This window comes from Lysinibacillus sp. NPDC096418, from assembly GCF_044762775.1.
In the GTDB taxonomy this organism is placed as follows: Bacteria; Bacillota; Bacilli; order Bacillales_A; family Planococcaceae; genus Lysinibacillus.
On record NZ_JBIWEY010000052.1, the window covers coordinates 1 to 25,460 of the forward strand.

General features: G+C 38.2%; 23 protein-coding genes, 1 tRNA gene, 1 rRNA gene, 1 other RNA gene, 1 pseudogene and 1 other annotated feature. Of the genes and pseudogenes, 19 read left to right on the forward strand and 8 right to left on the reverse strand.

All coding sequences use genetic code 11. The features are described 5' to 3' along the window. The 4 genes from rrf to asnB form a co-directional block, all read left to right on the forward strand. Positions 1-89: ribosomal RNA gene (gene rrf / locus ACIQZG_RS23025) — 5S ribosomal RNA — on the forward strand; the annotation flags it as partial. Between the two features lie 355 nt (positions 90-444). Beyond that, positions 445-1,911: an IMP dehydrogenase gene (guaB, locus tag ACIQZG_RS23030; RefSeq protein WP_402758260.1), complete on the forward strand. Its 1,467-nt coding sequence runs from the start codon at positions 445-447 to the stop codon at positions 1,909-1,911. Between the two features lie 134 nt (positions 1,912-2,045). Beyond that, complete coding sequence (locus tag ACIQZG_RS23035; RefSeq protein ID WP_402758262.1) at positions 2,046-3,377, forward strand: D-alanyl-D-alanine carboxypeptidase family protein; 1,332 nt, start codon at positions 2,046-2,048, stop codon at positions 3,375-3,377. 100 nt (positions 3,378-3,477) lie between these two features. After that, positions 3,478-5,319, forward strand: coding sequence for an asparagine synthase (glutamine-hydrolyzing) (gene asnB / locus ACIQZG_RS23040; RefSeq protein WP_402758264.1), 1,842 nt, complete (start codon positions 3,478-3,480; stop codon positions 5,317-5,319). A 65-nt stretch (positions 5,320-5,384) separates the two neighbouring features. On the opposite strand, the gene pdxR is transcribed toward asnB, so the two are convergent. Further along, positions 5,385-6,809: a MocR-like pyridoxine biosynthesis transcription factor PdxR gene (gene pdxR / locus ACIQZG_RS23045; protein ID WP_402758266.1), complete on the reverse strand. Its 1,425-nt coding sequence runs from the start codon at positions 6,807-6,809 to the stop codon at positions 5,385-5,387. Positions 6,810-6,913: 104 nt separating this feature from the next. Between pdxR and pdxS the strand changes: the two genes are divergently transcribed. The 3 genes from pdxS (at position 6,914) to serS (ending at position 10,000) form a co-directional block, all read left to right on the forward strand. Then, on the forward strand, positions 6,914-7,798 hold the full coding sequence (pdxS, locus tag ACIQZG_RS23050; protein ID WP_402758267.1) for a pyridoxal 5'-phosphate synthase lyase subunit PdxS: 885 nt from the start codon (positions 6,914-6,916) through the stop codon (positions 7,796-7,798). Position 7,799: 1 nt separating this feature from the next. Continuing rightward, on the forward strand, positions 7,800-8,366 hold the full coding sequence (gene pdxT, locus ACIQZG_RS23055) for a pyridoxal 5'-phosphate synthase glutaminase subunit PdxT (protein WP_402758269.1): 567 nt from the start codon (positions 7,800-7,802) through the stop codon (positions 8,364-8,366). 60 nt (positions 8,367-8,426) lie between these two features. Then, positions 8,427-8,642, forward strand: a binding site (T-box leader). A gap of 71 nt (positions 8,643-8,713) precedes the next feature. Next, a complete protein-coding gene (gene serS, locus ACIQZG_RS23060) occupies positions 8,714-10,000 on the forward strand; it encodes a serine--tRNA ligase (protein WP_402758271.1) in 1,287 nt (428 codons plus the stop codon). A gap of 43 nt (positions 10,001-10,043) precedes the next feature. On the opposite strand, the gene ACIQZG_RS23065 is transcribed toward serS, so the two are convergent. Continuing rightward, the gene (locus tag ACIQZG_RS23065) at positions 10,044-10,577 is read right to left on the reverse strand and encodes an SF0329 family protein (protein WP_483869799.1); all 534 of its coding nucleotides are present in this window, start codon (positions 10,575-10,577) and stop codon (positions 10,044-10,046) included. Next, the gene (gene tadA / locus ACIQZG_RS23070) at positions 10,567-11,091 is read right to left on the reverse strand and encodes a tRNA adenosine(34) deaminase TadA (RefSeq protein ID WP_402758275.1); all 525 of its coding nucleotides are present in this window, start codon (positions 11,089-11,091) and stop codon (positions 10,567-10,569) included. Before tadA ends, ACIQZG_RS23065 begins: the two co-directional genes overlap by 11 nt. A 311-nt stretch (positions 11,092-11,402) precedes the next feature. On the opposite strand from tadA, the gene ACIQZG_RS23075 reads away from it, so the two are divergent. From ACIQZG_RS23075 to ACIQZG_RS23095, 5 genes and pseudogenes are all read left to right on the forward strand, one after another. Further along, positions 11,403-12,041: a deoxynucleoside kinase gene (locus ACIQZG_RS23075; RefSeq protein ID WP_402758276.1), complete on the forward strand. Its 639-nt coding sequence runs from the start codon at positions 11,403-11,405 to the stop codon at positions 12,039-12,041. Then, positions 12,038-12,706 (forward strand): deoxynucleoside kinase, encoded by a 669-nt coding sequence (locus tag ACIQZG_RS23080; protein ID WP_402758278.1) that lies wholly within the window; start codon positions 12,038-12,040, stop codon positions 12,704-12,706. Before ACIQZG_RS23075 ends, ACIQZG_RS23080 begins: the two co-directional genes overlap by 4 nt. Positions 12,707-12,875: 169 nt before the next feature. Further along, entirely contained in the window at positions 12,876-13,406 is a 531-nt protein-coding gene (locus tag ACIQZG_RS23085; protein ID WP_402758280.1) for an LOG family protein, read from the forward strand. A gap of 599 nt (positions 13,407-14,005) precedes the next feature. Next, a pseudogene (locus ACIQZG_RS23090) lies at positions 14,006-14,380 on the forward strand (PAS domain S-box protein); the annotation flags it as partial. A gap of 42 nt (positions 14,381-14,422) precedes the next feature. Beyond that, a complete protein-coding gene (locus ACIQZG_RS23095; protein ID WP_402758301.1) occupies positions 14,423-14,914 on the forward strand; it encodes a methyl-accepting chemotaxis protein in 492 nt (163 codons plus the stop codon). A gap of 40 nt (positions 14,915-14,954) precedes the next feature. Here ACIQZG_RS23095 and ACIQZG_RS23100 read toward each other — a convergent pair whose 3' ends face one another. After that, entirely contained in the window at positions 14,955-16,370 is a 1,416-nt protein-coding gene (locus ACIQZG_RS23100; RefSeq protein WP_402758282.1) for an MDR family MFS transporter, read from the reverse strand. Between the two features lie 269 nt (positions 16,371-16,639). On the opposite strand from ACIQZG_RS23100, the gene ACIQZG_RS23105 reads away from it, so the two are divergent. Further along, on the forward strand, positions 16,640-17,260 hold the full coding sequence (locus ACIQZG_RS23105; protein WP_402758284.1) for an RraA family protein: 621 nt from the start codon (positions 16,640-16,642) through the stop codon (positions 17,258-17,260). Positions 17,261-17,307: 47 nt separating this feature from the next. On the opposite strand, the gene ACIQZG_RS23110 is transcribed toward ACIQZG_RS23105, so the two are convergent. The 4 genes from ACIQZG_RS23110 to ACIQZG_RS23125 all read right to left on the reverse strand — a co-directional run bounded on the left by ACIQZG_RS23110 (position 17,308) and on the right by ACIQZG_RS23125 (position 21,054). After that, complete coding sequence (locus tag ACIQZG_RS23110; protein ID WP_402758286.1) at positions 17,308-18,582, reverse strand: cation:dicarboxylate symporter family transporter; 1,275 nt, start codon at positions 18,580-18,582, stop codon at positions 17,308-17,310. A 92-nt stretch (positions 18,583-18,674) separates the two neighbouring features. Then, positions 18,675-19,553 (reverse strand): response regulator, encoded by an 879-nt coding sequence (locus ACIQZG_RS23115; RefSeq protein WP_402758288.1) that lies wholly within the window; start codon positions 19,551-19,553, stop codon positions 18,675-18,677. Beyond that, positions 19,554-20,837, reverse strand: coding sequence for an ATP-binding protein (locus ACIQZG_RS23120; RefSeq protein ID WP_402758290.1), 1,284 nt, complete (start codon positions 20,835-20,837; stop codon positions 19,554-19,556). A gap of 124 nt (positions 20,838-20,961) precedes the next feature. After that, positions 20,962-21,054, reverse strand: a tRNA-Ser gene (locus tag ACIQZG_RS23125). A gap of 249 nt (positions 21,055-21,303) precedes the next feature. On the opposite strand from ACIQZG_RS23125, the gene ffs reads away from it, so the two are divergent. The 6 genes from ffs (at position 21,304) to ACIQZG_RS23155 (ending at position 25,168) form a co-directional block, all read left to right on the forward strand. Continuing rightward, positions 21,304-21,571, forward strand: an RNA gene (gene ffs / locus ACIQZG_RS23130) — signal recognition particle sRNA large type. Between the two features lie 294 nt (positions 21,572-21,865). Further along, complete coding sequence (gene dnaX, locus ACIQZG_RS23135; RefSeq protein WP_402758292.1) at positions 21,866-23,650, forward strand: DNA polymerase III subunit gamma/tau; 1,785 nt, start codon at positions 21,866-21,868, stop codon at positions 23,648-23,650. A gap of 21 nt (positions 23,651-23,671) precedes the next feature. Then, positions 23,672-23,986: a YbaB/EbfC family nucleoid-associated protein gene (locus ACIQZG_RS23140; RefSeq protein WP_402758294.1), complete on the forward strand. Its 315-nt coding sequence runs from the start codon at positions 23,672-23,674 to the stop codon at positions 23,984-23,986. A gap of 12 nt (positions 23,987-23,998) precedes the next feature. After that, a complete protein-coding gene (recR, locus tag ACIQZG_RS23145; RefSeq protein ID WP_402758295.1) occupies positions 23,999-24,595 on the forward strand; it encodes a recombination mediator RecR in 597 nt (198 codons plus the stop codon). Between the two features lie 14 nt (positions 24,596-24,609). Next, on the forward strand, positions 24,610-24,825 hold the full coding sequence (locus ACIQZG_RS23150; protein WP_402758297.1) for a YaaL family protein: 216 nt from the start codon (positions 24,610-24,612) through the stop codon (positions 24,823-24,825). 70 nt (positions 24,826-24,895) lie between these two features. After that, a complete protein-coding gene (locus ACIQZG_RS23155) occupies positions 24,896-25,168 on the forward strand; it encodes a pro-sigmaK processing inhibitor BofA family protein (RefSeq protein WP_402758299.1) in 273 nt (90 codons plus the stop codon). Positions 25,169-25,460: the final 292 nt, after the last annotated feature.

The following is a 25,460-nucleotide window of genomic DNA, read 5'->3' on the forward strand; positions in this document are numbered from 1 at the left end:
CCCGTTCCCATACCGAACACGGAAGTTAAGCTCTTTAGCGCCGATGGTAGTTGGGGGCTTCCCCCTGTGAGAGTAGGACGTCGCTAGGCACATGAAACAGTCAACTATATGTTGGCTGTTTTTTTATTATTTCAAAATTAAATAAATGGAATACACAATGATTCATAATAATTAATATGTAACTTATATTTAATATGTTTACTCAGAAAATTAGTATTGTAGAAACGAATATGGAGGATAGTTTAAGAGAGTTCCTAATATATTAAAGAAGCTGTAATTTGGTCATATATATATCAAAATACGCCGATAAAGCGGATATATTTTAGTAAAAGTTGATATAACAAAAAGTCTGAATTGTCTTTCTTTTATAAGTTTCTTGACAGTAGCATGACACGTTGTTAATCTTACAATTAATATTCTTTTAACATAGGAGGAAGTTACGAAATGTGGGAAACTAAATTTGCCAAAGAAGGTTTGACTTTTGATGATGTATTATTAGTACCAGCTCATTCAGAAGTATTACCAAAAGATGTTGACTTATCAGTGCAACTGACACCAAAAATTAAATTAAATATTCCAATGGTAAGTGCGGGAATGGATACTGTAACAGAGTCTAGAATGGCTATTGCTATGGCTCGCCAAGGTGGTATTGGTATTATTCATAAAAATATGAGTATTGATGAGCAAGCCGAACAAGTAGAAAAAGTAAAACGTTCTGAAAATGGTGTTATTACAAACCCATTCTTCCTAACTCCGACTCACCAAGTATTTGATGCTGAACACTTAATGGGGAAATACCGTATCTCTGGTGTTCCAATTGTTGATAGCATGGAAAATCAAAAATTAGTAGGTATCATTACAAACCGTGACCTACGTTTCATCTCAGACTATTCTTTGAAAATTGAAGATGTAATGACAAAAGAAGATTTGATTACAGCCCCTGTTGGAACGACTCTAGAGGGTGCTGAAAAAATTCTTCAACAATATAAAATTGAAAAGTTACCAATCGTTGATGAAAACGGTAAATTAACTGGCTTAATCACAATTAAAGATATCGAAAAGGTAATTGAATTCCCGAACGCTGCAAAAGATACTCATGGACGTTTATTAGTAGGTGCAGCTGTAGGTGTTTCTAAAGATACGATGGTACGTATTGAGAAGCTAGTAGAAGCTCAAGTGGACATTGTGGTAATTGACACAGCACACGGCCACTCAGAAGGCGTTTTAGAAACGATTCGTTCAATCCGTGAGAATTACCCAGAATTAGAAATTATCGCGGGTAATGTAGCTACAGGCGAAGGTGCACGTGCATTATTTGAAGCTGGTGCAGACGTTGTCAAAGTAGGTATTGGACCTGGTTCTATTTGTACAACTCGTGTTGTAGCTGGTGTAGGTGTTCCACAAATTACGGCAGTTTATGATTGCGCTACAGTAGCTCGCGAGCTAGGTAAAACAATTATTGCTGACGGAGGTATTAAGTACTCTGGTGATATCGTAAAGGCTCTTGCAGCTGGTGGTAATATCGTAATGCTTGGTTCACTCCTTGCAGGTACTTCTGAATCTCCAGGGGACACAGAAATCTTCCAAGGTCGACGCTTCAAAGTTTACCGCGGTATGGGTTCAATCGGTGCAATGGAAAAAGGTTCAAAAGACCGTTACTTCCAAGAAGATGCGAAAAAATTAGTACCAGAAGGTATTGAAGGGCGTCTTCCTTACAAAGGGCCTCTAGCTGATACAATTTACCAATTAATTGGTGGTATTCGTGCAGGTATGGGCTACTGTGGAGCTCCTAGCCTTGAATATTTACGTGACAACGCACAATTCATTCGTATGACGGGTGCAGGCCTTCGTGAGTCACATCCACATGATGTACAAATTACAAAAGAATCTCCAAACTATTCAATCCAGTAATTAGTAGCAACTTTTAAGCTCTTGTATCGTCTATATGAGGATACAGGGGCATTTTTTATGATAAAGAGTGCGCACCAGTCATAACTTCTATGATAAAATGTCGAGGACAAGAATAATTTTTGGAGGGTTTTTAGGTGAAAAAGATAATGAACACCGTTTTACGTATCTCCTTAATTTCTGTTCTGCTTATTAGCATCTTTGCAGGTGTTCCTGCGAAAGCAAGCGCGGCAACAGATTTAGGGCTTACTGTGGATGCTGCTATCTTAATCGATGCAGATTCAGGTAAAATTTTATATGAACAAAATGCAGATACTCCTTTAGGTATTGCAAGTATGACGAAGATGATGACGGAGTACTTACTACTAGATGCAATTGAAGCAGGTACAGTAACATGGGAACAAGAATACCGTGTGACAGACTATACGTACCGTATGTCTCAAAACCGTGCATTAAGTAATGTACCATTACGAGCTGATGGTTCTTATACAATCCGTGAGTTATATGAAGCAATGGCGATTTATTCTGCAAATGCTGCAACGGTAGCAATTGCTGAAACAATTGCAGGTACTGAAACTGAGTTTTTAAAGTTAATGAATAAAAAAGCAGAAGAGCTTGGTTTAGAAGGCTATAAATTTGTCAATTCGTCAGGTTTAAACAATGCTGATTTATTCGGTATGCATCCAGTGGGTACGGGTGTAGAAGATGAAAATGTGATGCCTGCTAAATCGGTGGCAAAATTAGCGTACCATTTACTAAAAGACCATCCAACTGTAATAGATACTTCTAAAATTGCGAAAAAGACATTCCGTGAAGGCACAGATGATGCGATTGAAATGTCAAACTGGAACTTCATGTTACCAGGACTGGTTTTCCAATATGAAGGTGTAGACGGTCTAAAAACAGGTACTACAAACTTTGCAGGTCATTGTTTTACAGGTACCGCTGAGCGCAATGGTACACGTTTAATCGCAGTTGTAATGAAAGCTGTAGATGCAAATGGACAAGGATCTTATAAAGCTCGCTTTGATGCAACAGCAAAATTATTCGATTATGGATTTGGACAATTCTCTAAACAAGAAATTATTCCAGCTAACTATACGTTTAAAAAGCAAAAAACGGTGAAGGTTACTAAAGGAAAAGAGGACGAAGTAGCAATTGCTGTGAAAGAGCCAATTTCATTTATGGTAAAATCATCTGAAAAAGATTTGTATAAACCAAAATTAGTGTTAGATAAAGAAAGTCTAGAAGCTGACGTGAAGAAAGATACAGTAGTCGGCAAAGTAGTGATTGAGCGCACAGAAGGAACAGACTATGGCTTTATTGATGGTAAAGAGTTTTCATCGGATGTTGTCACAACAGCAGCTGTAGAGCGTGCTAGTGGATTTTCACTATTCTTCCAAGGAATTGGAAACTTCTTCGGTAATTTATGGGGCGGTATTACTGACTTCGTTGGCGGATTATTTTAAAATAACTTAATAGAAAAGGCAAGGTTCCAATTTGGAATCTTGCCTTTTTCACATTTACATATGTTTTTGCATAGGTTATTAGGCGAAAGGGTGTGGTTAAATGTGTGGCATTACAGGGTGGGCTAGTTTTCAAAAGGATTTACGTACGAGTAGACAAATCATGCAGGCAATGACGCAAACATTGAATAAGAGAGGGCCCGATGATGAAAACATTTGGTGTAGTGAGCATATTGCATTTGGCCATCGACGATTAGCGGTCATTGATTTGATTGGTGGTAAACAACCAATGGAGAAAACCTACGATGGTTCAAACTATGTCATTACATATAATGGCGAGCTATATAATACAGACGAGATACGTAAAGAGTTGCAAAAGCGAGGGCATGTTTTTACAACATATTCAGACACAGAAGTATTATTAACAGCTTATATTGAATGGAAAGAACAATGCGTTGACTATTTAAATGGCATCTTTGCATTTGGGGTTTGGGATGAAAAAGAGCAGTCACTCTTTTTATGTCGAGATCGACTAGGTGTTAAACCATTGTTTTATACGAAGAGAAGCGAAGGACTCTTCTTTGCTTCAGAAGTAAAAGCCTTATTAGCACACCCTACAATACGTCCTGTCGTTAATTATGAGGGGATAGCGAGTATTATTGCCGTAGGACCGTCGAGAATGCCCGGAAAAGCATTATTTCAAGAGATTGAAGAGTTACGCCCTGGTCATGCAATGCGCTTTTCTAGAGAAGGCTTACGGGTTTGGCGATACTGGCAAGTGGAAAGTAAAAAGCATGAGGAATCACTAGGTGACACAATTGACCATGTACGCTTTTTACTAAGTGACGCAATTGAAAGACAGCTTGTGTCAGATGTGCCGATTTGCACGTTTCTTTCGGGTGGCTTAGATTCGAGTATTATTACAGGTATTGCAGCAAATACGTTCAAACAGCAAAATAAAGGGAAACTTCACACCTATTCGATTGATTACGAAGACAATGAGCGTTTCTTTAATCCACATGCTTATCAAACATCCACGGACACATACTGGATCAAAAAAATGAATGATTCGTTTGACACAACGCACCATTCAGAAGTGATTTCACAACAACGGTTAATCGATTTGCTAAAAGAGGCAGTAATTGTAAGGGATGCCCCAGGGATGGCAGACGTAGATTCGTCGTTATTGTGGTTTTGTAGAGAAATTAAAAACGACTTTACCGTTGCCTTGTCAGGAGAATGTGCAGATGAAATTTTTGGTGGTTATCCGTGGTTCGCACAACCGACAGCAGGATTCCCTTGGATACGTTCTTTGTCTGAAAGAGCGGACATATTACGTGACGAGTGGCGTGATAAATTAGCCGTAGAACAGTACGCACATAATGCCTATACACAAACAATTTCAGAGGTACCAGGTTTAGAAGGTGAAAGTGTAGGGGAAGTAAAGCTGCGTGAAATGTTTTATTTGAATATGGTGTGGTTTATGCAAACATTGCTAGAGCGAAAGGACCGTATGAGTATGGGGGCTAGCCTAGAAGTGCGTGTGCCATTTGCAGATCATCGTCTTGTAGAATACGCATGGAATATTCCTTGGGAAATGAAAAATCTAGGTGGCAATGAAAAAGGGTTATTACGCAAGGCAATGGAGCACTTACTACCTGAAGAAGTATTATATCGGAAAAAGAATCCATACCCTAAAACGTATCATCCTCAATATACAGCCGGAGTCCAAAAGTGGTTGCGGGAGATAATGAATGATAAAAATTCTATTCTTCGGGAATTGTTTGATCAGAAGAAACTAACAGAGCTGATTGAATCAGGGGGCAAATCTTTTCAAGTTCCTTGGTATGGTCAATTAATGGCTGGCCCGCAGTTATTAGCCTATTTAGGGCAAATTCATACATGGTTTGACCACTATAATGTGCAGTTAAAAGAATCACATTAACTTTGTCCCGTAATATTTTGATTGAGTTTACAATGTAACTAAAATAACCGACATCCAACCACAAATTACTGTGAATTGGATGTTGGTTGTTTTTTTATGTGCCAACAGGTCATGAGTTTCTCAATTGTTGATTCGATTTGCTGCACAGGAATTCCACCGAAGCCAAGTAGAAATTGGGCCTGCTGATTTGTTTGTCTATCAAGACGATAATCAGATAATGGGTAAATACCGATTCCGGCATCATTAGCAAGTTGCTGAAGTTGTTTTTCTGATAGCGTATGTTCCACAGTTAGTAAAACATGCATACCTGCTTGTTCCCCTGCCATTTGGATTTGCGGAAAATAGTTTTCTAGAATAGATGTTAACTGATCGTGTTTTTTTCGATAAATTTTTCGCATACGATTTAAATGTTTGGAGAAATGACCATCTCGCATAAAATTTGCTACTATATGTTGATCGAATCTAGGGACTGTTGATGAGTAATAATTAAATACATCGTTGTATGTAGAAAGTAATTTCGGTGGTAATACGAAATAAGCAACACGTAAAGATGGCATTAGTGATTTCGTAAAAGTACTCATATAAATGACTTTATCATTACGGTCTAATGCTTGTAGGGCAGGAATTGGTTTACCTGTATAACGAAATTCAGAGTCATAGTCATCTTCAATAATATATCTAGAAGGGCTTCCAGCAGCCCAATTTAAAGCTTGGGCACGTCGTGTAGCGGAAAGCACTGCGCCAGTCGGGAATTGGTGTGAGGGTGTGATGTAGACGACATCAGCACTTGTTTTTTCAAGCTCATGAATAACAATTCCCTCATCATCGACTGGGATAGGAAATACTTTCCGTTTATATTGTGAAAACATGCGATGTACTGTTGGATATCCTGGGTTCTCAAGTGCAAAGCAAGCATCTTCCTTGAATAAGCGTAAGATCATCGGGAGTAGTTGTTCCGTACCAGAGCCGATAACGATTTGTTCAGGGTTACAAACAACGCCACGTGATTGGTATAAATAATGAGCAATTTCAGTACGTAGGGCAAGTTCGCCCTGTGGTGCACCTGTTAGTAGTAATTCCTTTGAGGTATTGTCAAAGAGATCACGTGCATATTTGCGCCAGGTTTGAAAAGGGAAGGCGTCAATATCAATTGAGCCAGGATTAAAATCTATTACGTATGATTTCTTCTTTGGTTGTTCGCTTGGTATTGCAGTCACTTCTTGTTGGATATATGGTAAGTCATCGATTTCCTCGACAAAATAGCCCACCCGTGATTTTGACATAATGTACCCTTCTGCAAGCAGTTGGGCATAGGCAATTTCAATAGTTGTTTGACTTATATTTAAAAAATCTGCCAATTTTCTTTTCGACGGTAATTTTTCTCCGACGGTAATTTTCTTCGAAATAATAGCATCTTTTAAGCCGCTATAAAGCTGATCATAGAGAGGTTTATCCCCATTTTTTTCTAGCTGAAATAATAGCATGTCCATATGCTTCACCCTTACTGACCTTGTAGTTTTTTTGTGAACTGGATATTTTTATATGGTCAATATTTATTATACTAGATTTCATCACAAAGGTGGAGGTTAGGGAAATGAAACAAACAGGGACAGAGTTAGTAAAACGCGGAATTGCAGAAATGCAAAAAGGTGGCGTCATTATGGACGTTATAAATGCAGAGCAGGCAAAAATTGCAGAGGCAGCAGGAGCTGTAGCAGTAATGGCGTTAGAACGAGTACCATCAGATATTCGCAAGGCGGGCGGTGTAGCACGTATGGCGGACCCACGCATCGTCGAAGAAGTGATGGCAGCTGTATCGATTCCAGTGATGGCAAAGGCCCGCATTGGCCATATCGTTGAAGCACGTGTGTTAGAGGCAATGGGTGTAGATTATATCGATGAGAGTGAAGTGCTGACACCAGCAGATGAGGAGTATCATTTATTAAAAAGTGATTACACGGTACCGTTCGTTTGTGGCTGTCGTGATTTAGGGGAAGCAGCACGTCGTATTGGTGAAGGGGCATCAATGCTACGAACAAAAGGTGAGCCTGGAACGGGTAATATTGTTGAAGCGGTTCGCCATATTCGTAAGGTCAATGCGCAGGTGCGTAAAGTAGTCGGTATGACAGAAGATGAATTAATGACAGAAGCAAAAAATCTAGGTGCACCATTTGAGTTACTACGTGAAATTAAGCGTCTTGGTCGTTTACCTGTCGTTAACTTTGCAGCAGGAGGCGTTGCAACTCCGGCAGATGCAGCGTTGATGATGGAGCTTGGGGCAGATGGGGTATTCGTTGGTTCAGGCATTTTTAAATCAGAAAATCCAGAGAAATTTGCACGTGCGATTGTAGAGGCGACTACACATTATAAGGATTATAAGTTAATTGCTGAAATTTCAAAGGAATTAGGTGTACCGATGAAAGGTATTGATATTGCACAACTTAGTCAGAATGAACGTATGCAAGAGCGAGGCTGGTAATATGAAAAAAATAGGCGTATTAGCTTTGCAAGGTGCTGTAAGAGAGCACGTGCAAATGTTAGAGGAGCTGGGATGTGAAGCTGTTACGATCACGCGTGCTGAGCAGTTAGTTGAGCTAGATGGACTTGTTTTACCTGGTGGGGAAAGTACGACGATGCGAAAACTACTGGATCGTTACGGTTTACTTGGGCCAATTCGAATACTTGCTGAAAAAGGCTTACCGATGTTTGGTACATGTGCTGGGTTAATTTTATTGGCGCGAGATGTTGTTGATTACGAATCACATTTAGCAGTGATGGATGTAAAGGTTGCCCGTAATTCCTATGGACGCCAAGTAGATAGCTTTGAAGTGCTACTCAGTATAAAGGAAATAGGAGAGGATATACCGGCTGTTTTTATTCGGGCTCCTCATATTGTATCGGTCGGTGAACAGGTAGAGATACTTGCATCATGTGACGATAAAATAGTTTTAGCGAGAGATAGACATTTGCTTGGTTGCTCATTTCATCCTGAATTAACACGAGACACACGCATTATGGAATATTTCATTAATGTTGTAGTAGCTTAATAAAGCTGTCACTTGCAAAGTTTGGTTTCATATAGTACAGTATGGTTAAAATTTAAATATGTAAACACGATGATGGGAAGTAGTAACAAGCACGTTTTTTTTAGAGAGTCAGCGGCTGGTGGAAGCTGATAAAAGCACTTGTGAATCCGTCCTGGAGTTGCTCAGTCGAAGTGAATGAAGTAGGCTGTAGCCGGTTGAAAAGCCGTTATTTGATAAGTGGATTAGGCATTCGTCTAATCAATTAGGGTGGCAACGCGGGTAGCTCTCGTCCCTTTCATGGGATGAGGGCTTTTTTGTGTTCTCTTAAACACTATCCCATCATTTTGAATCTACTGGAGGTATGACCGATGTTAGATATTAAACGCGTCCGTGAAAACTTTGCGGAAATTAAAGAAATGTTATTAAAACGTAATGAAGATTTAGGGAACTTAGACGACTTTGAAGGTTTAGACGCAAAGCGTCGTGAGTTAATTGCAAAAACAGAAGAGCTTAAAGCTGAGCGTAATAAAGTGTCAGAGCAAATTTCTGTGATGAAACGAAATAAAGAAAATGCAGATGAAGTCATTGCACGCATGCGCCAAGTAGGCGATGAAATTAAGGAACTAGATGCACAATTGAACGCAGTTGAAGATGAATTCAAACATATGATGATGCGACTTCCAAACATTCCACACGAATCTGTACCAGTTGGCACAACAGAAGACGATAATGTAGAAGTTTTAAAGTGGGGTGAAGTGCCTTCATTTGATTTTGGCATTAAAGCACACTGGGATATCGCGACGGATTTACAACTTGTGGACTTCGAGCGTGGCGCTAAAGTAACAGGTAGCCGTTTCTTATTCTACCGTGGTTTAGGTGCTCGCTTAGAGCGTGCGTTAATGAGTTTTATGATGGACTTACATTCTGATAAGCATGGCTATACGGAGATGTTACCACCACAAATCGTCAACCGCGATAGCTTAACAGGTACAGGTCAATTACCAAAGTTTGAGGAAGATGTATTTAAATTAGAAGGTTTAGATTACTTCATGATTCCAACAGCAGAGGTATCTGTAACGAACTATTACCGTGATGAGATTTTATCAATTGATGCATTACCGCAAGCATTTACAGCATACAGTGCTAACTTCCGTTCAGAAGCGGGTTCTGCAGGTCGTGATACACGTGGTTTAATTCGTCAACACCAATTCAATAAAGTTGAATTGGTACGTTTTGTAAAACCAGAAGAATCTTACGAGCAACTTGAACTGTTAACAGGTCATGCTGAAAAAGTGCTGCAATTATTAGGTTTACCATACCGTAAGTTAAAAATGTGTACAGCAGATTTAGGCTTCACTGCTGCTAAAAAATATGACTTAGAAGTATGGATTCCAGCACAAAACATGTACCGTGAAATTTCTTCTTGTTCAAACTTTGAAGATTTCCAAGCGCGTCGTGCAAACATTCGCTTCCGCCGTGAGCCAAATGCAAAACCAGAGTATGTGCATACATTGAACGGCTCAGGTCTTGCAATTGGTCGTACAGTGGCAGCTATTTTAGAAAACTACCAACAAGCCGATGGTTCTGTAGTAATTCCAGAAGTATTACGTCCGTACATGGGTGGTAAAGAAGTAATTACAGCTCCAATCAAATAATCATGAAAATAGCCTTTCCCGTTAACATATTGAATGGGAGAGGCTATTTTTCTGCCTGTATGCGGATATTGTAAAAGTGTTGTTCCATCGGATGTATTGGCAGTGGTATCTTTTGCAAGGTACGTTTTCCTGTACGCCGGTCAAAATAAGTCAATGCGCGTATAAAAGGGTTTTCAGAAATTCGAGCCTCTTGGATAGAGAGTTTAGGATAAGCCAACAAAGCCTGCTGAACAATATAGCTATCCAAAATTCCTTCTTGAATCAATTGCTGTGAAGCTTGCTCTGATGCATCATGAAGTGCCAGACGTTCAGGTGATTGCCACAGTTCCTTCCAATCTAATGGCGGAGACAATGGTTTTAACTGTTGTTTCTCTCGTAGTTTTTGATAACGCTTTTCGTGTTCTAAAAGATAGCTTAAGTCAGCTGCGCTAAAAATTTCTTTGCCGTCAAATGTTATCCATGTCCGTGTCTGCTGGTCATGCGAGTGACGATAGACGGCAGCATGCAATTGAATACGACCTTTAAGAGTATCGCATAGAAAGTATTCAATTGTCTTTTTAATTTTGCTAAATCGTATCTGAGTTCACCTCTTGTTCAGCAAGTTTTCGAGCTTTTTTCTCTGCTTTTTTCCGTTCACGCAAGGCACGGAAAAAGTCCGTCAATATCTGTCCGCATTCCTCCGCCAAAACCCCTTCTGTAACCTCACACTCATGGTTGAAGCGATTATCATTCAGTAGGCGATATAGTGAATCTACACAGCCTGCTTTCGTATCTCTTGCTCCATATACGACGCGAGGAACACGAGACTGTAAAATAGCTCCAGCGCACATTGGGCAAGGTTCTAATGTGACATAAAGAGTTGTTTCTTCTAAGCGCCAGCTGCCAATTTTTGCGCATGCCTCTTGAATAACCATCAGCTCTGCATGAGTTGTAGCATTTTGTGTAGTTTCTCGTAGATTGTGTGCACGCGCAATGATTTCTCCTTCAAATACAAGAACCGCGCCAATCGGTACTTCACCAAGTACAGCAGCTTTTTGTGCTTCTTCTAAGGCAAGTTGCATAAACTTACGGTCTTTCTCAAAAATAATCAATGTTATCTCTCCTTAGGCATAGTGTAGCATGCGTCTAATTTAACTATCAACTCAACCCAACTCTATTAATGGATTGTAATTATCATGAAAAGCTAAAGTTGTTACTATATAAATGTAATAATAAACTATACGCTAATCCATTCTAGCTTTATTAGGGTTAGTTCATACTCGCTAGAGGAATAGTAGCGAATATATGGGGAAGAAAACATTTTATATTATGTAGCATACAAACGCTGTCTCTGTTTTTCATTTTATCCCTATGATACAATGATAAGCACTGATTTAATTTTGCACGTAAAGGAGGAGCTATTTTGACGCTTCCATTTGTTACGGTAGAAGGTCCAATTGGTGTTGGCAAAACCTCGCTATCTAATGAGATTGCTTCGACATTTAATTACCATCTATTAAAAGAAATAGTAGACGAAAATCCGTTTTTAAATAAATTTTACGAAAACATCGAAGAGTGGAGCTTCCAGACGGAGATGTTTTTTCTCTGTAATCGCTATAAGCAATTAACGGACGTAAAAAAATATCGTGCGTTGAACAAAGCGCCAGTAGTCGCAGATTATCATGTTTTTAAAAATTTAATATTTGCAAAACGTACGTTAGCAAAAAGCGAGTATGATAAGTATGAAGAAATTTATCAAATTTTAACAAAGGATATGCCTGTCCCAAATGTAGTCGTCTATTTGTCTGCGAGTGTTGATACACTTATGGAACGTATTGCGATGCGTGGGCGGGAGTTTGAAAAGATGATTTCCCGTGATTATATGGAACAACTAGTCGTGGATTATCATGCCTTTACAGAACAATTTGAAAAAATGCATCCTGAAATACCTGTTATTCGATTTAACGGGGATCATTTAGATTTTGTGAAAAATCCAAATGATTTAAAATATATATTAAAGACAATAGAGGATACGTTACAACAAAGGAGTTTGCAGCAATGAGTTTAAGAGAAAAATACGATATACCTCCGAACACAGTCATTACAATTGCGGGAACGGTTGGTGTTGGAAAATCGACAATGACGAATGCATTAGCAAAAGCATTAAACTTCCGTACGTCATTTGAAAAAGTAGATGCAAATCCATACTTAGATAAGTTTTATGATGACTTTGAAAAATGGAGTTTCCACTTACAAGTATATTTCCTAGCCGAACGCTTTAAAGAGCAAAAGCGTATTTTTGAATATGGTGGTGGCTTTATTCAAGATAGATCTATCTACGAGGACACAGGTATCTTTGCAAAGATGCATTACGACAAAGGTACAATGAGCCCAACAGATTACGAGACATATACAAGTCTATTCAATGCCATGGTGATGACACCGTACTTCCCGCACCCTGACCTAGTGATTTATTTAGAGGGTCCGATTGATGATGTAATCGGTCGTATTCAGGAGCGTGGGCGTGAAATGGAGCAACAAACATCAAATGATTATTGGATTGAAATGCATGAACGATACGAGAACTGGATTAATAATTTTAATTCTTGTCCTGTCCTACGTTTAGATATTAATGATTACGATTTAATGAAAAATCCGGATACAATTGAATCAATTGTAAGCCGTATTAGTCATATGCTTAAACAAACGAGTCATTTACGAAAATAGGACATGAATTATGCTTGAATTTTTAAGATGTACTAAGGACATTAATGCGTTCTGTACCAGTGGCAGAGCGGCATGCACACACCAGCCAATCTAGAAAATAATTAACTAAAAGACGTGCAACAATGTGAGCCCTATTGTTGTCGCGTTTTTTTTGATAGGGGGAGATAGTATGAGGGTAGCGGTATATTGTGGGTCTGGTATGGGTAAAAATCCAATTTACGCTGAGAAAGCAACCGAGTTGGGCACGGTATTAGCACAGAATGGTTATGGCATAGTGTATGGGGGTTCGAAAATTGGATTGATGGGTAAAGTAGCTGATGCAGTTCTGACAGCAGGTGGTGAGGTTGTTGGTGTAATGCCGACTCATCTACAGATGCGTGAAATTGCGCATCCTTCATTGACAGAAATTCATTTTGTAGAATCGATGCATATTCGAAAAGCAAAAATGGTGGATTTTTCGGATGCGTTCATTGTACTACCAGGTGGTGGTGGCACAATGGATGAATATTTTGAGGTGTTTACATGGGCGCAAATTGGACTACATGAAAAACCAGTTATTTTATACAATATAAACGGCTTTTATGATTTACTTTTACAGCATTTTGATAGAATGATAGAGGAAGGTTTTATCCGTACAGACCAAAAATCGCTTATTCGTGTAGCGATGACAGCAGAAGATATTTTGAAATTTATTAAATGAGCATGGGTAAATTTCACCCATGTTTTTTTGTGTTTAATAATTAGGACATGTTCTTTTGTGAAAAATTACATAGGTGTAAAAAAAGGAGTACTACTCCAATGTGTCGAAATAATTAAATTAATACAAAAAAAACCCAGGGTTGAAGAAGCCCCCGATTCCTACTATAAGCGGAATGAGTCGCAGTTAAGGGAAGGATATATCGTTTCTATTTGTATTACTTGGGTAGTTTGGACGTGAAATATAAAACGCTCAAATACCATAGCTAAAAATGTACAATGTAGGAATAACACCAGAGCATATGAAGAGACACAGCGCAAATTAGAGGTTCAAAAGTTTAATATTTTCTTTGGATATCGTGCAGCTGTTGAACTAATAAACGCGCAAAAGATTACTTTATCATGATTATTTATAACGTTTCAAGACTAGTTATTGATTGAGTCAGGGCCATGTTCAATCTACAAGAGAAAGTGGTGTGCGTCAAAAAAATTGAGGATCCAGAAATTTTGTTTGTCTGCGTCTTTTTAAAAAGTGAAGTATGAAATCAATGCAAATAAAAGGAGATTGTTTTCTAGTAAACTAGAATTACCGAGGTGAATTTTATGCAAAAAATAGACACACAAGTAACTGATGATTTAGTGGTCCAGGCAATTGAGCGTAATGTAGCCATTATCCGTTTTGATATGGAGCGTAAAGTGGCCTATGTGAATGATCTTTTTGCGAAAACAATGGGTTATACAGTGAAAGACATGATAGGAAAACATCATAAGGAATTCTGCCTTCCCGAATTTATAAATGGACCTAGGTATGAACAGTTTTGGCGCAACTTATCATTAGGTATAAGCTACCAAGATAAAATTGACCGAATGGATGCATATGGGAATAAAATTTGGCTTGAGGCTACGTATATGCCTGTGTTTGCGAATAATTCAAGAAAAGTGATAGGCGTATCGAAAATTGCAACAAATATTACTGAACGACAAAACACAATTGTTAATGTTGCGGATGAATTAAAGCAAATGGCTACACAACTTCATAGCCGTTCGGAGGCGGGCATTAAAAATAGCGAGGATTTACTTGTAACAATTCAACGAATATCAAAAGAATCTGAGGAGAATATGAAAAATCTTGGCCAGTTACAAAAACAGGCTGAATCTATTAAAGGTATTGTTAAAACGATTCAAGGAATTGCTTCTCAAACAAATTTGCTTGCATTAAATGCAGCTATTGAAGCAGCGCGAGCGGGCGAATATGGCCGAGGATTTGATGTTGTAGCAAAAGAGGTTAGAAAACTTTCAGTAAGAGTTGAGCAATCCATCTCAGAAGTGAAAGATAACGTAGAGGGGATAGTACATGAAATTGGGCAGGTTACTGAAGGTATTATACGTGTATCTGATAACGTCGAGAAAACGAATGTGCAAATCAACGTAACAACGGATGACTTTATTGAAATAGCTTCGGCAGCTGAGGCGTTGGATGATCGTTCTAAGCAATTTATTGAAATAATTTAAAAGAAGCATGTGGTATTTTTACAATACCACATGCTTCTTCTTATTTATTATCTTGCACACGCTTCATAAAGAATGATAGAACAAGTGCAATAATTGCAAGTACTAAAGCAAAAGTTAATGCATGTTGTACACCTAGAATTGAGCCAGCAAACTCACTTTCAGAAGATGCGCCATTTTTTGTTACAAAACTTGTTGTACTAATGGACATAACTGTAATGGAAACGGCTGTTCCGATAGCACCAGCTACTTGCTGTAATGTATTCATAAATGCTGAACCATCTGGATAGAGATCCCTCGGTAACTGGTTTAATCCGTTTGTTTGTGCAGGCATACTAGCTAACGAAATACCAATAAACATCATAATATGAAATACCATTATAAAGTAAATAGATGTTTCTGCATCAATTGTACGGAGCGCCATAAGTGCTGCAATTTCCATTAACAAACCAATCGGTACCATCACACGAGGACCGAAGCGGTCAAAAATATGACCAGAAACGACAGACATAAATGCATTAATGACTCCGCCTGGTAAAAGTAATAACCCGGCAATCATTGGTGCGAGAAGTAAAATGTTTTGTAAATAAATCGGAAGTAATACCATTGTTGCCAAAATAGTCATATGCACAATAATGACCATTAAAATCCCTATATTATACATAGGGAACGTAAATACTTTTAAGTTGAGCATCGGTTGCTCCATTTTTAGTTGGCGTAAGCAGAATAGCAATATCCCAATAGCCCCTACTACAATAGAACCTATCACTTCAGCTGTAAAGAATGTGCCGAGCTTTCCTGAAATACTAAAACCGTACACGACACCGCCGAAGCCAATTGTTGAAAGTGTAATAGATAATATATCGAAGGTAACTGGACGTACTTCGCTGACATTTTGAACGAACTTAGAGCCAAGTGCAAATGAAATCGCTAAAAACGGCAAGCTAATCCAGAATATATAATGCCACGATAAGTGTTCCATGACAAAGCCAGCAATCGTAGGTCCGATGGCGGGAGCAAAAATAATAACCAACCCGATTTTCCCCATAGCAGCACCACGCTGATTAATTGGGTAAACCATTAAGATAACTTGCATCATAAGTGGCAGAATAATCGCTGTACCAACAGCTTGAATAATGCGTCCGATGAGTAATAAGGTAAAAGTAGGGGAAATTGCTGAGACTAAGGTACCTATAAGGGAGAACAATAGAGAAACACTGAATAACTGTCTCGTCGTAAAGCGCTGCATCAGTACTCCTGAAATAGGAACTAGAATACCTAGTGTTAGTAAATAACCTGTTGTTAGCCATTGAATTGTTGAAGCATCAGTTTTAAAATCAACAATCAACTGGGCAAAGGCCATATTGAGTGCTGTTTCATTAAATAAACCGATGAAGGCGGCGACTAGAAAAGCCGCGATAATTTTATTGCGTTGTTCATATAACTTTTGACTATCCATAAAAACCTCATTTTCTATTCGTGTACTTTTTAGATAGATATTACAGAATCAACATCAGAAATACTATCTAATTATCATAAATATAATAGCGGTTATTAACTTAATCAGCAATGGAAAAGAGAACAGCTTTTAGATCTTGTAGAGTGAGAATAGAATGTAAATTTTCATTTATGTTAAATTGTACTAGTAATAAAGTTGGTTTTATATTTACAATATTGTAAGAGGCTATTTGTATATGGCTTTGAAAATCATAATAGGGGTGTTATGGGATGACAAAGGTAGAAGTAAGTTTTAAACACTTGCCAACGACGGCAATTTCGGATGCAACTGGTGGACATACAAATTTACGTAGTGAGATTAAACCATTAGCTGACCATTTTAAAATTGCTGGGCGTGCGATCACAGTTCGTTTACCAGACGGTGAAAATGGTGCTGTACTTGAGGCAATTCGTGCTGCTAATGAGGGAGATATTCTAGTTATTGATGCAAAAGGGAATACAAACCGTGCAGTGGCAGGGGATTTTGTTATTTCATTAGCAAAAGGTATTGGTGTACAAGGTTTTGTCGTGGATGGTGTTATTCGTGATATTGCTGCCATTCGAGAGTTAGATTTTCCTGTGTTTTCTTTAGGAACGACAGTTGCAGCTGGTAATAAAAATGGCGGTGGACAAGTAAATGTACCGATTGCGATTGGTGGTGTAACTGTACAGCCAGGCGATTATATCATTGGTGATATAGATGGCGTTATTGTGGTGCCACAAGAAGATGCAGAGTGTGTTGTCAATGCTGCTGAGGTAAAAGTTAAAAAAGACAAGACTCGTGAGCAGGATGCACATAAGGATGGTAAAGAATCAATCATTGCCTATTTAGATAAAGTGTTAGCAAAATAAAGAAATCCCCACTACACAGCTTGTAGTGGGGATTTTTAATCATATTTTTACACTAATTTTTCATTTTCGTTAAAGTAGTTCTTCATTTTTTCTGTATCCAAACGGCCTTCCCACTTCGCCATTACTAGTGATGCAAGTGAGTTACCGATTACATTTACAACTGTACGTCCCATATCAAGGATACGGTCAATACCTGCGATAAATGCTAGACCTTCAATTGGAATACCGACAGTGCCTAGTGTTGCAAGAAGTACAACGAATGATACACCTGGTACACCAGCAATACCTTTAGAAGTTACCATCAATACAAGCATTAATGTAATTTGTTCACCAATACTTAAATCAATCCCATACATTTGTGCGATAAATAAAGCAGCAATTGCTTGATACAATGTAGAGCCATCTAAGTTAAAGGAGTAACCTGTTGGTATAACAAAGGATACGATATCTTTTGGTGCGCCCAATTTCTCCATTTTTAACATGATACGTGGTAATACAGCTTCAGAACTCGCTGTAGAGAATGCTAAAATTAACTCATCTCTTAACACTTTAATTAAGAAGAAAATATTAACACCAGCTAATTTTGCCACGATCCCAAGGATTACAAAGATGAAGAAAATCATCGTTGCATATACGACGATGGCTAGCTTACCAAGTGGGATAAGGGAAGCAAATCCATATTTGGAAACGGTTACACCAATTAAACCAAATACGCCTAATGGTGCAAATTTCATGACAAGGTTGGTTACCCAGAACATGGCATCAGCCACACCTTGGAAGAATGCCAATACTGGCTTGCCTCGATCACCAATTGCAGCAACGCCTAGACCGAATATAACAGAGAAGAAGATAATGGCAAGCATATCGCCTTCAGCCATTGATTGAATAATATTTGTAGGTACAATACCAACAATAATATCAAAAGGCCCCTCTTCTTTCACTTCCTCAGTTGTTGATACATAACCTGAAATATCACCTTGAGACAGTTCGTTCATATTAATTCCAGTACCAGGGTGGAATAAGTTTGCTGAAAGTAATCCAACAATAATTGCAATTGTTGTTATAACCTCGAAGTAAATAAGTGATTTTCCGCCTAATCGTCCTAGCTGTTTCATGTCGCCTGTCCCAGCTACGCCTACGATTAATGTCGAAATTATAATCGGTACAACAATCATCTTAATAAGATGTAGGAAAATATCTCCTAATGGTTGTAAATATGTTTCAACAGTGGGGTTACCATAAAAAATACCACCAACAATGATCCCTAAAATCAAACCGATTAAAATTTGAGCGGCTAAACTGATTTTAAATAATTTTTTCAAAATCCTAGTTCCTCCTAACGTATTAAATTTTTAGGACATGCCTTACTTTAATAATACGGAGGACTTATAAAATCCGACAAAATCCGAATAAATTAATTTGTTTTTGCTAAAATTTCTGAGTATAATACCTGAATAAATTTTTTAATATTCACTTTTGCCTTACGATTACCGTGATCCTCTATTTGCTTCATGAGTTGGCGAATTTCTTTAAAATCAAAATAACGTGGAGCATAATATTCAAATTCCGAGTTTGTATAATCGACAACACCTAGATTCGCAAGATTAATCATTGCTGCCAAAATTGTTCGGCGCACACGCTGTTCAATTGCTTTACTCTCTTTTAAAATCTCATCAGGTGTGGATTTTGTGACACCTGCAATTTCTTCGTATAACTCTTTTAACGGAGGCAAAGGTGCAATTTTATGTTGATGAGCGAGTAGTGTTTCAATAATAGCTATAATGTCTTCACTGCCAATCTCACCGACAATACCCATATCACTTAAAATAGTTTGAATATGGTCACGGGATGTTGTTTTGTGGTTTTTTTGCTCACTTAGGTCGATATTAATAAGTGATTGGCGGATAACATGTAATGAATTTTTTAGTCGGAATTGTTCGGTTGTTTTACGTAACACATTTTCCACTTCAATACGGTTAATCGGTTTATGAATAAAGAAATCAATCCCACGCATATACGCTTCACCGACCATTTCCTTATTAACTATTTGGGAAATCATAACGAATTGTCCTTCAAAGCGGTTTTGAATTAGTTGCTCTACTGTGGCGATGCCATCTAGCTTAGGCATGAGTAAATCAATTAAGACAAATTCGGGTTGTGTCATTAAAATTTGTGGAATAGCATCTTCACCACTACTAGCCTCACCGATAACAGTACCTAAACCACCATCTTCAATAATTTGATTTAACATCGCACGACTTGCGCGATCGTCATCTACAATAAAATATCTCATTTAAGTCTCTCCTGTCTGAATAGTTTGCGTTGGAATTTTAATTTTAAACATTGTTTTTTCAAGACTGGATTCGACAGAAATTGTGCCATCTAACTTTGTTACTAAGGCTGCTACATGTGAAAGACCGATGCCTGTTGCAGCAACACCTTCAGTATTGTATTTTGTCGTATAGCCAGGCTCGAAAATGACTGAAAGCTGATCTTCTGAAATACCTTTTCCGGTATCTGAAACACTAAATACAGTGTCGTTTGCTGTTTGTTGAACATGAATGTCAATTGATCCTTGTGTTGTAATTGCTTCTACGGCATTTGCTGTTAGGTTATTTAGTAAGGCAAGTAATGCAATATGCTCGTCCGTTTGGAAATCACAATCTTGCGTCAAATTGAACTGCACGTCTTTTCTAAGAAGCGCACTATACTTTTTATTACCAACTACTACATAATGTAATATCTCGGAAAGATGGAACAATCCAAAGTTTTTCTCGCCAATTATTTTAGAAATACCTGCATAAATTCGCTGCGAATCTTTTTTTACCTCATGAATTTCCTGGGCAATATAGAGCGCTTGCATACATTCTGCACGATGGCCTTGTTCTTTTAATTGACGATATAAATCAAACCCATTTGCAGTAATTGCTTCGATATTATTCATGGATTTTTTTAAGTAGAGTGTTTCTACATATAATTCGGATCCTAAATTTAACATTTCTTGCACACGTTTCTTTTGCTCTGTAATTAAAATAGAGCTATATATACCCACAACAAAAAAACTTCGTAGTAAGGCTACAACAAAAAGAATAAATAAGTCTTGTATAAATAAAAGAGTATCGGAATGTAATAAAAAGCGAATACTTTGTTCTGCTAAATTAGAAATTACTTCACTCAATGCTACAAATATACCAAGAATCAAAGGTTTTTCTCGATACTGTTGAATCTTTAAATAGTACAAGCAAATAGAAAAAAGTAAATAAAATGTAGCCGCGGGCAAATGAGAAAGTAGGCTATCTAACAACCCTATATCTTGATATGGATAATCCAACGCGACACGGAAAAATATCGTTACAGCACTAGTGGCAATACCAGCCGAGATAAGTGGGGTAGGCTTAAGGAGAGTGCATAAAAAGAATATTATACTACCTAGTCCAAATCGAAAGGTTGTATCGGCGAAAGGTGAGATTTTAATCTCACCGCCAATTGCCGTTAATACAGCAATTGTAAAAATCCATGTAAAGGATGTCTTAGAAAAAACATTTTTTAATACACGAATAATAAATCCCCCATTCAAATAGATTTAGCTAATTATATAATAAAAAATGCCACGACCTAATAGGAAGTGGCATATCAAAAGCGTGACATATAATTTTTATGCAAAAAAAAACGGCTACATCATGTAGTCGGTTTTAAAAAACTGGAGGAGGTAGAGGGATTCGAACCCCCGCGCGGTGTTACCCGCCTGTCGGTTTTCAAGACCGATCCCTTCAGCCAGACTTGGGTATACCTCCATGTTATATTGTTGCAATGTCTTATCGACAAGAATTAATTTAACATGAAATATAAAATAGGTCAATACTTTTGTTGAGTTTTTTTGTTTTATTTTTAAATACATTTCTTATTAAACAAGAAAAACAGTTGTAATAAGTAGGGTTAAGAGCGTTTTTGAGAGGGGAAATTAAACTTTAGAGTGGCTTCTATAACAAATAATTTGTGCATTTCATTGCATTTTTAAGAAACAGTCAGTATACTAAGTATTGCCGTGCTAGGTGGGAAGGTAGCGGTGTCCTGTAACTCGCAATCCGCTCTAGCGAGACTGAATTCCTTTTTCGAGGCTGTCCGTATTGTAGGGTCTGCCTTTTGCACGTAGTGTTGACGATTGGGTCCTGCGCAATGGATACCCATGAACTATGTCAGGTCCGGAAGGAAGCAGCATTAAGTGGTCTCATTCATGTGCCGCGGGGTTGCCTAATCTGAGCTAACGACAAGAGTAACGCTTATGTGCGGCTGTCGAAGAAAGGTGCACGGCATAAATTATGCCAATTCAAACGCATTCGTCTACTATAGGCGAATGCGTTTTTTTTATTTTCATTCAAATGAAAATAAAGCCTCCGGCAGATGTTATAGATTTTGCAAGGAAGTAAATTGTGCAAACACAATTCAAAATATAGACACATTGTTTTTCTGTGCGAAAGCGAATTGTTAGCAACAATTACGCCGAGGCATTATTGATATGAAAAAAATGGCGTCGCTGTTTTATAAATGAAATAGCTGGTGTTATAATAGAACTACATTATTTAAAAAGAAAAGGAGAGGAAGTCATTGACGTATCAAGCGTTTTATCGTGTGTATCGACCACAATCTTTTCGTGAAATGTCTGGTCAAACGCATGTGAAAAGAACACTACAAAATGCTCTCCTGGCAAATAAAACAACACATGCGTATCTTTTTTCTGGACCGCGAGGCACCGGGAAAACGAGTACAGCGAAAATCTTTGCAAAAGCCCTGAACTGTGAGCACGCACCGGCAAGTGAACCGTGTAATGAATGTGCGACATGCTTAAGTATCACAGAAGGGTCACACCCTGATGTCATTGAGTTTGATGCTGCGTCTAATTCACGCGTTGAAGAGATCCGTGACATTATAGAAAAAGTACGTTTTGCTCCGGCTAGTAGCAGATTCAAAGTGTATATTATCGATGAAGTGCATATGCTTTCTACAAGTGCCTTCAATGCGCTATTAAAAACATTAGAAGAGCCGCCTCTACACGCTGTCTTTATTTTAGCAACGACAGAGCCCCATAAATTACCTGCGACGATTATTTCTCGTTGTCAGCGCTTTGATTTTAAACGACTTTCGACGAATGATATTTTAGAGCGTATGAAAGTCGTGTTAGAAGATATTGAGTTGCCTTATGAGGAACAGGGTTTAAAGGTTATCGCACAATCAGCTGCTGGTGGTATGCGTGATGCACTTAGTTTACTAGACCAAGTTGTATCTTTTAGTGGAGAGATGTTAAAGCTTGAAGATACCCTGCTTGTAACAGGATCCATTAGCCAGGATATCTTTTATGATTTAGCAGAAGCGCTAAAGACAAAAGATGTCGCACAGATGCTTACATTACTTGAACAGCTTATCGCAGATGGAAAAGATCCACTCCGTTTGTCTGAGGATTTAATTACGTTTTTCCGTGATTTGCTTCTATTACAAACAAGTGAAAATTTAGCGGATCTGTTAGAGCTTGTTTCACCGGAAGAGCGGGTAATGGTGTTAGCTCATGACTTTGCTCCGGATGTCTTATATGGATATATTGATATTTTAGCGAAAACACAGCAGGAAATGCGTTTTTCACATCATACGAAAATCTATTTAGAAACTGCTCTATTAAAGATGGTGCAATTTTCAGGAGGAGCAGTAAGTCAAACCGCCACACAAGGAGAAGTAGGTATTAATCCTGAATTGGCACAAAAGGTAATTGCTCTCGAACAAATGGTGCAGCAATTATCCGCACAATTGCAAAGTGGTGTACCTATGCAAACTGCACAGGCACCGAAAGAACAACGCCCACGTGCAAAAAGCCCAGGCGGCTATAAAGCACCAACTGGACGTATACTAGAGGTATTAAAGGATGCTACGAAGCAAGACGTACAACGCGTTAAAAGTGTGTGGGGGCAGGCTCTAAGTCAATTGCAAAAATCGCAATCCGCACTTTTGGCAGAAGCTGAACCTGTTGCGGCATCTCCAGGTGCTTTTGTGTTAAAATTCAAGTATGATATTCATTGTCAAATGGTTGCTGATAACCAAGCGTTAAAAGCACAATTCACACAGCTAATTGCCGGTCAAACAGGAACGATGTACGAAATGCTTTGTACACCTGAGGAGGCTTGGGTGAAGTTGCGTGAAGAATTCATCCGTGATCACGGTTTACAGCAAAAAGAAGAACAACCTGCGCCAATGGGTCATGGAGTCGAATTAATGGAACCACCAGCAGAAATGCCGGAAGGTCCTTATATCGATGATGCTCAGCCTCTCGCGTCACAAGATCCACTTGTAACGGAAGCTGAAAAGTTATTCGGTAAAGATTTTATTGAAATTATGGAAGACTAATTAATTAGGAGGAATACAATTATGCGTGGAATGGGAAATATGCAAGGCATGATGAAAAAAATGCAAAAAATGCAAAAGGAAATGATGGAAGCTCAAGAGGCTTTAAATGCAGAGCAATTTGAAGGTGCTGCTGGCGGCGGTATGGTGAAAGTTACTGTTACTGGTCAACGTGAAGTTGTAGATGTAAACCTTGATGTAGCAGTAGTTGATCCGGAAGATATCGAAATGCTACAAGATTTAATCGTTGTTGCGACAAACGAAGCACTTAAAAAAGTGGAAGAAAAAACGAATGCAACAATGGGTAAATTCACGCAAGGAATGAACCTTCCATTCTAGGAGGCAAACAACATGTATTACCCTGAACCAATATCGAAGCTAATCGATAGCTTTATGAAATTGCCAGGTATCGGGCCGAAAACTGCGGCTCGACTGGCGTTTTTTGTGTTAACAATGAAGGAAGAAGATGTTTTATCGTTTTCAAAGGCATTAATAGATGCAAAACGAAATCTTAGCTACTGTTCAGTTTGTGGCAATATTACTGATATAGATCCGTGTCATATATGCTCTGATAAGCAACGTGATGCATCAGTTATCTGTGTTGTACAAGACACGAAAGATGTAATTGCGATGGAGAAAATGCGTGATTATCACGGAAAGTATCATGTGTTACAAGGGGCTATTTCACCTATGGATGGTGTAGGTCCAGAAGACATTAATGTAGCATCTCTTTTAGTGCGTTTACAGGATGAAACGGTACAAGAGCTTATTTTAGCGACGAACTCTACAATAGAAGGAGAAGCGACAGCTATGTATATTTCACGTCTTGTAAAACCTTCGGGTATTCGTACAACGCGTATTGCTCATGGTCTACCAGTAGGTGGAGATTTAGAATATGCAGATGAAGTAACATTATCAAAGGCGATGGAAGGTCGTCGCGAGTTGTAGAGTGAGGGAATGAGATGTTCTTCCGACGTAAGGGGAAATTAAAAAAAGAATTCGATGACAAACTGGTGCATCTCATAAAAGAGACAAAAGAAGATTTGCAACAAGCAAAAGTAATTGAAGGATTATTGGATGATTATGATTTAGACCCGATTGCACAACGAAAAGCATCAGAGAGTATTCATTATTATTTATTTAAAGAAGCTCGAATCCGCCGTGTGTTAATTAAATAGTAATTACGCAAGTAATAGAAGCCATACAGAAATCATAAACTTTCATATTATTATCTAAGGAGGCAGGTTTATGCCGTGGACTGTAATAGTGAGTATTTGTGTTCCTGTAGTGCTTCTTTTTCTTTATATAGTAGGAAGACATGTGAAGTGGGGGAAACTCTTTGAAAGATTATCTATATTTTGGTTTCGTATAGCGTGTGCTTTTTTATTATTATTCATTATTCATTTAGTAGTAGGCTACAATGGTTATAATATACCGATAAATATGTTCTCTGTGCTTACAATAGCTGTATTCGGCATACCAGGAATATTAGGAATTACTTTTTTAATAGTTTTTTTATAAAACTACTTGCAAACTAAAAGTATTGTGATATAGTATTAATAGTCGTTAAGATAACTGTTGAAAGTAACTTCATAAAAAAAACAATTCGAAAATAATTGTTGACATCATAAATTTACCATGTTATGATATAAAAGTTGCTGAAACAAAGCGACAACAAAATGAACCTTGAAAACTGAACAAGCAAAACGTAATCAATGACGTTTTAAGTAACTAACAACTAAGTTAGCGAACGAAACATAAGTAATAAATAGATATCAACTTTTAGTTGATACGCTAGCAAAGCTAATGAGCT

Coding starts and splice junctions, on each gene's coding strand:
- guaB (WP_402758260.1), top strand. CDS start 445: ATGTGGGAAACTAAATTTGCCAAAGAAGGTTTGACTTTTGATGATGTA.
- asnB (WP_402758264.1), top strand. CDS start 3,478: ATGTGTGGCATTACAGGGTGGGCTAGTTTTCAAAAGGATTTACGTACG.
- pdxR (WP_402758266.1), bottom strand. CDS start 6,809: ATGGACATGCTATTATTTCAGCTAGAAAAAAATGGGGATAAACCTCTC.
- pdxS (WP_402758267.1), top strand. CDS start 6,914: ATGAAACAAACAGGGACAGAGTTAGTAAAACGCGGAATTGCAGAAATG.
- pdxT (WP_402758269.1), top strand. CDS start 7,800: ATGAAAAAAATAGGCGTATTAGCTTTGCAAGGTGCTGTAAGAGAGCAC.
- serS (WP_402758271.1), top strand. CDS start 8,714: ATGTTAGATATTAAACGCGTCCGTGAAAACTTTGCGGAAATTAAAGAA.
- ACIQZG_RS23080 (WP_402758278.1), top strand. CDS start 12,038: ATGAGTTTAAGAGAAAAATACGATATACCTCCGAACACAGTCATTACA.
- ACIQZG_RS23085 (WP_402758280.1), top strand. CDS start 12,876: ATGAGGGTAGCGGTATATTGTGGGTCTGGTATGGGTAAAAATCCAATT.
- ACIQZG_RS23095 (WP_402758301.1), top strand. CDS start 14,423: ATGGCTACACAACTTCATAGCCGTTCGGAGGCGGGCATTAAAAATAGC.
- ACIQZG_RS23100 (WP_402758282.1), bottom strand. CDS start 16,370: ATGGATAGTCAAAAGTTATATGAACAACGCAATAAAATTATCGCGGCT.
- ACIQZG_RS23105 (WP_402758284.1), top strand. CDS start 16,640: ATGACAAAGGTAGAAGTAAGTTTTAAACACTTGCCAACGACGGCAATT.
- ACIQZG_RS23115 (WP_402758288.1), bottom strand. CDS start 19,553: ATGAGATATTTTATTGTAGATGACGATCGCGCAAGTCGTGCGATGTTA.
- ACIQZG_RS23140 (WP_402758294.1), top strand. CDS start 23,672: ATGCGTGGAATGGGAAATATGCAAGGCATGATGAAAAAAATGCAAAAA.
- recR (WP_402758295.1), top strand. CDS start 23,999: ATGTATTACCCTGAACCAATATCGAAGCTAATCGATAGCTTTATGAAA.
- ACIQZG_RS23150 (WP_402758297.1), top strand. CDS start 24,610: ATGTTCTTCCGACGTAAGGGGAAATTAAAAAAAGAATTCGATGACAAA.
- ACIQZG_RS23155 (WP_402758299.1), top strand. CDS start 24,896: ATGCCGTGGACTGTAATAGTGAGTATTTGTGTTCCTGTAGTGCTTCTT.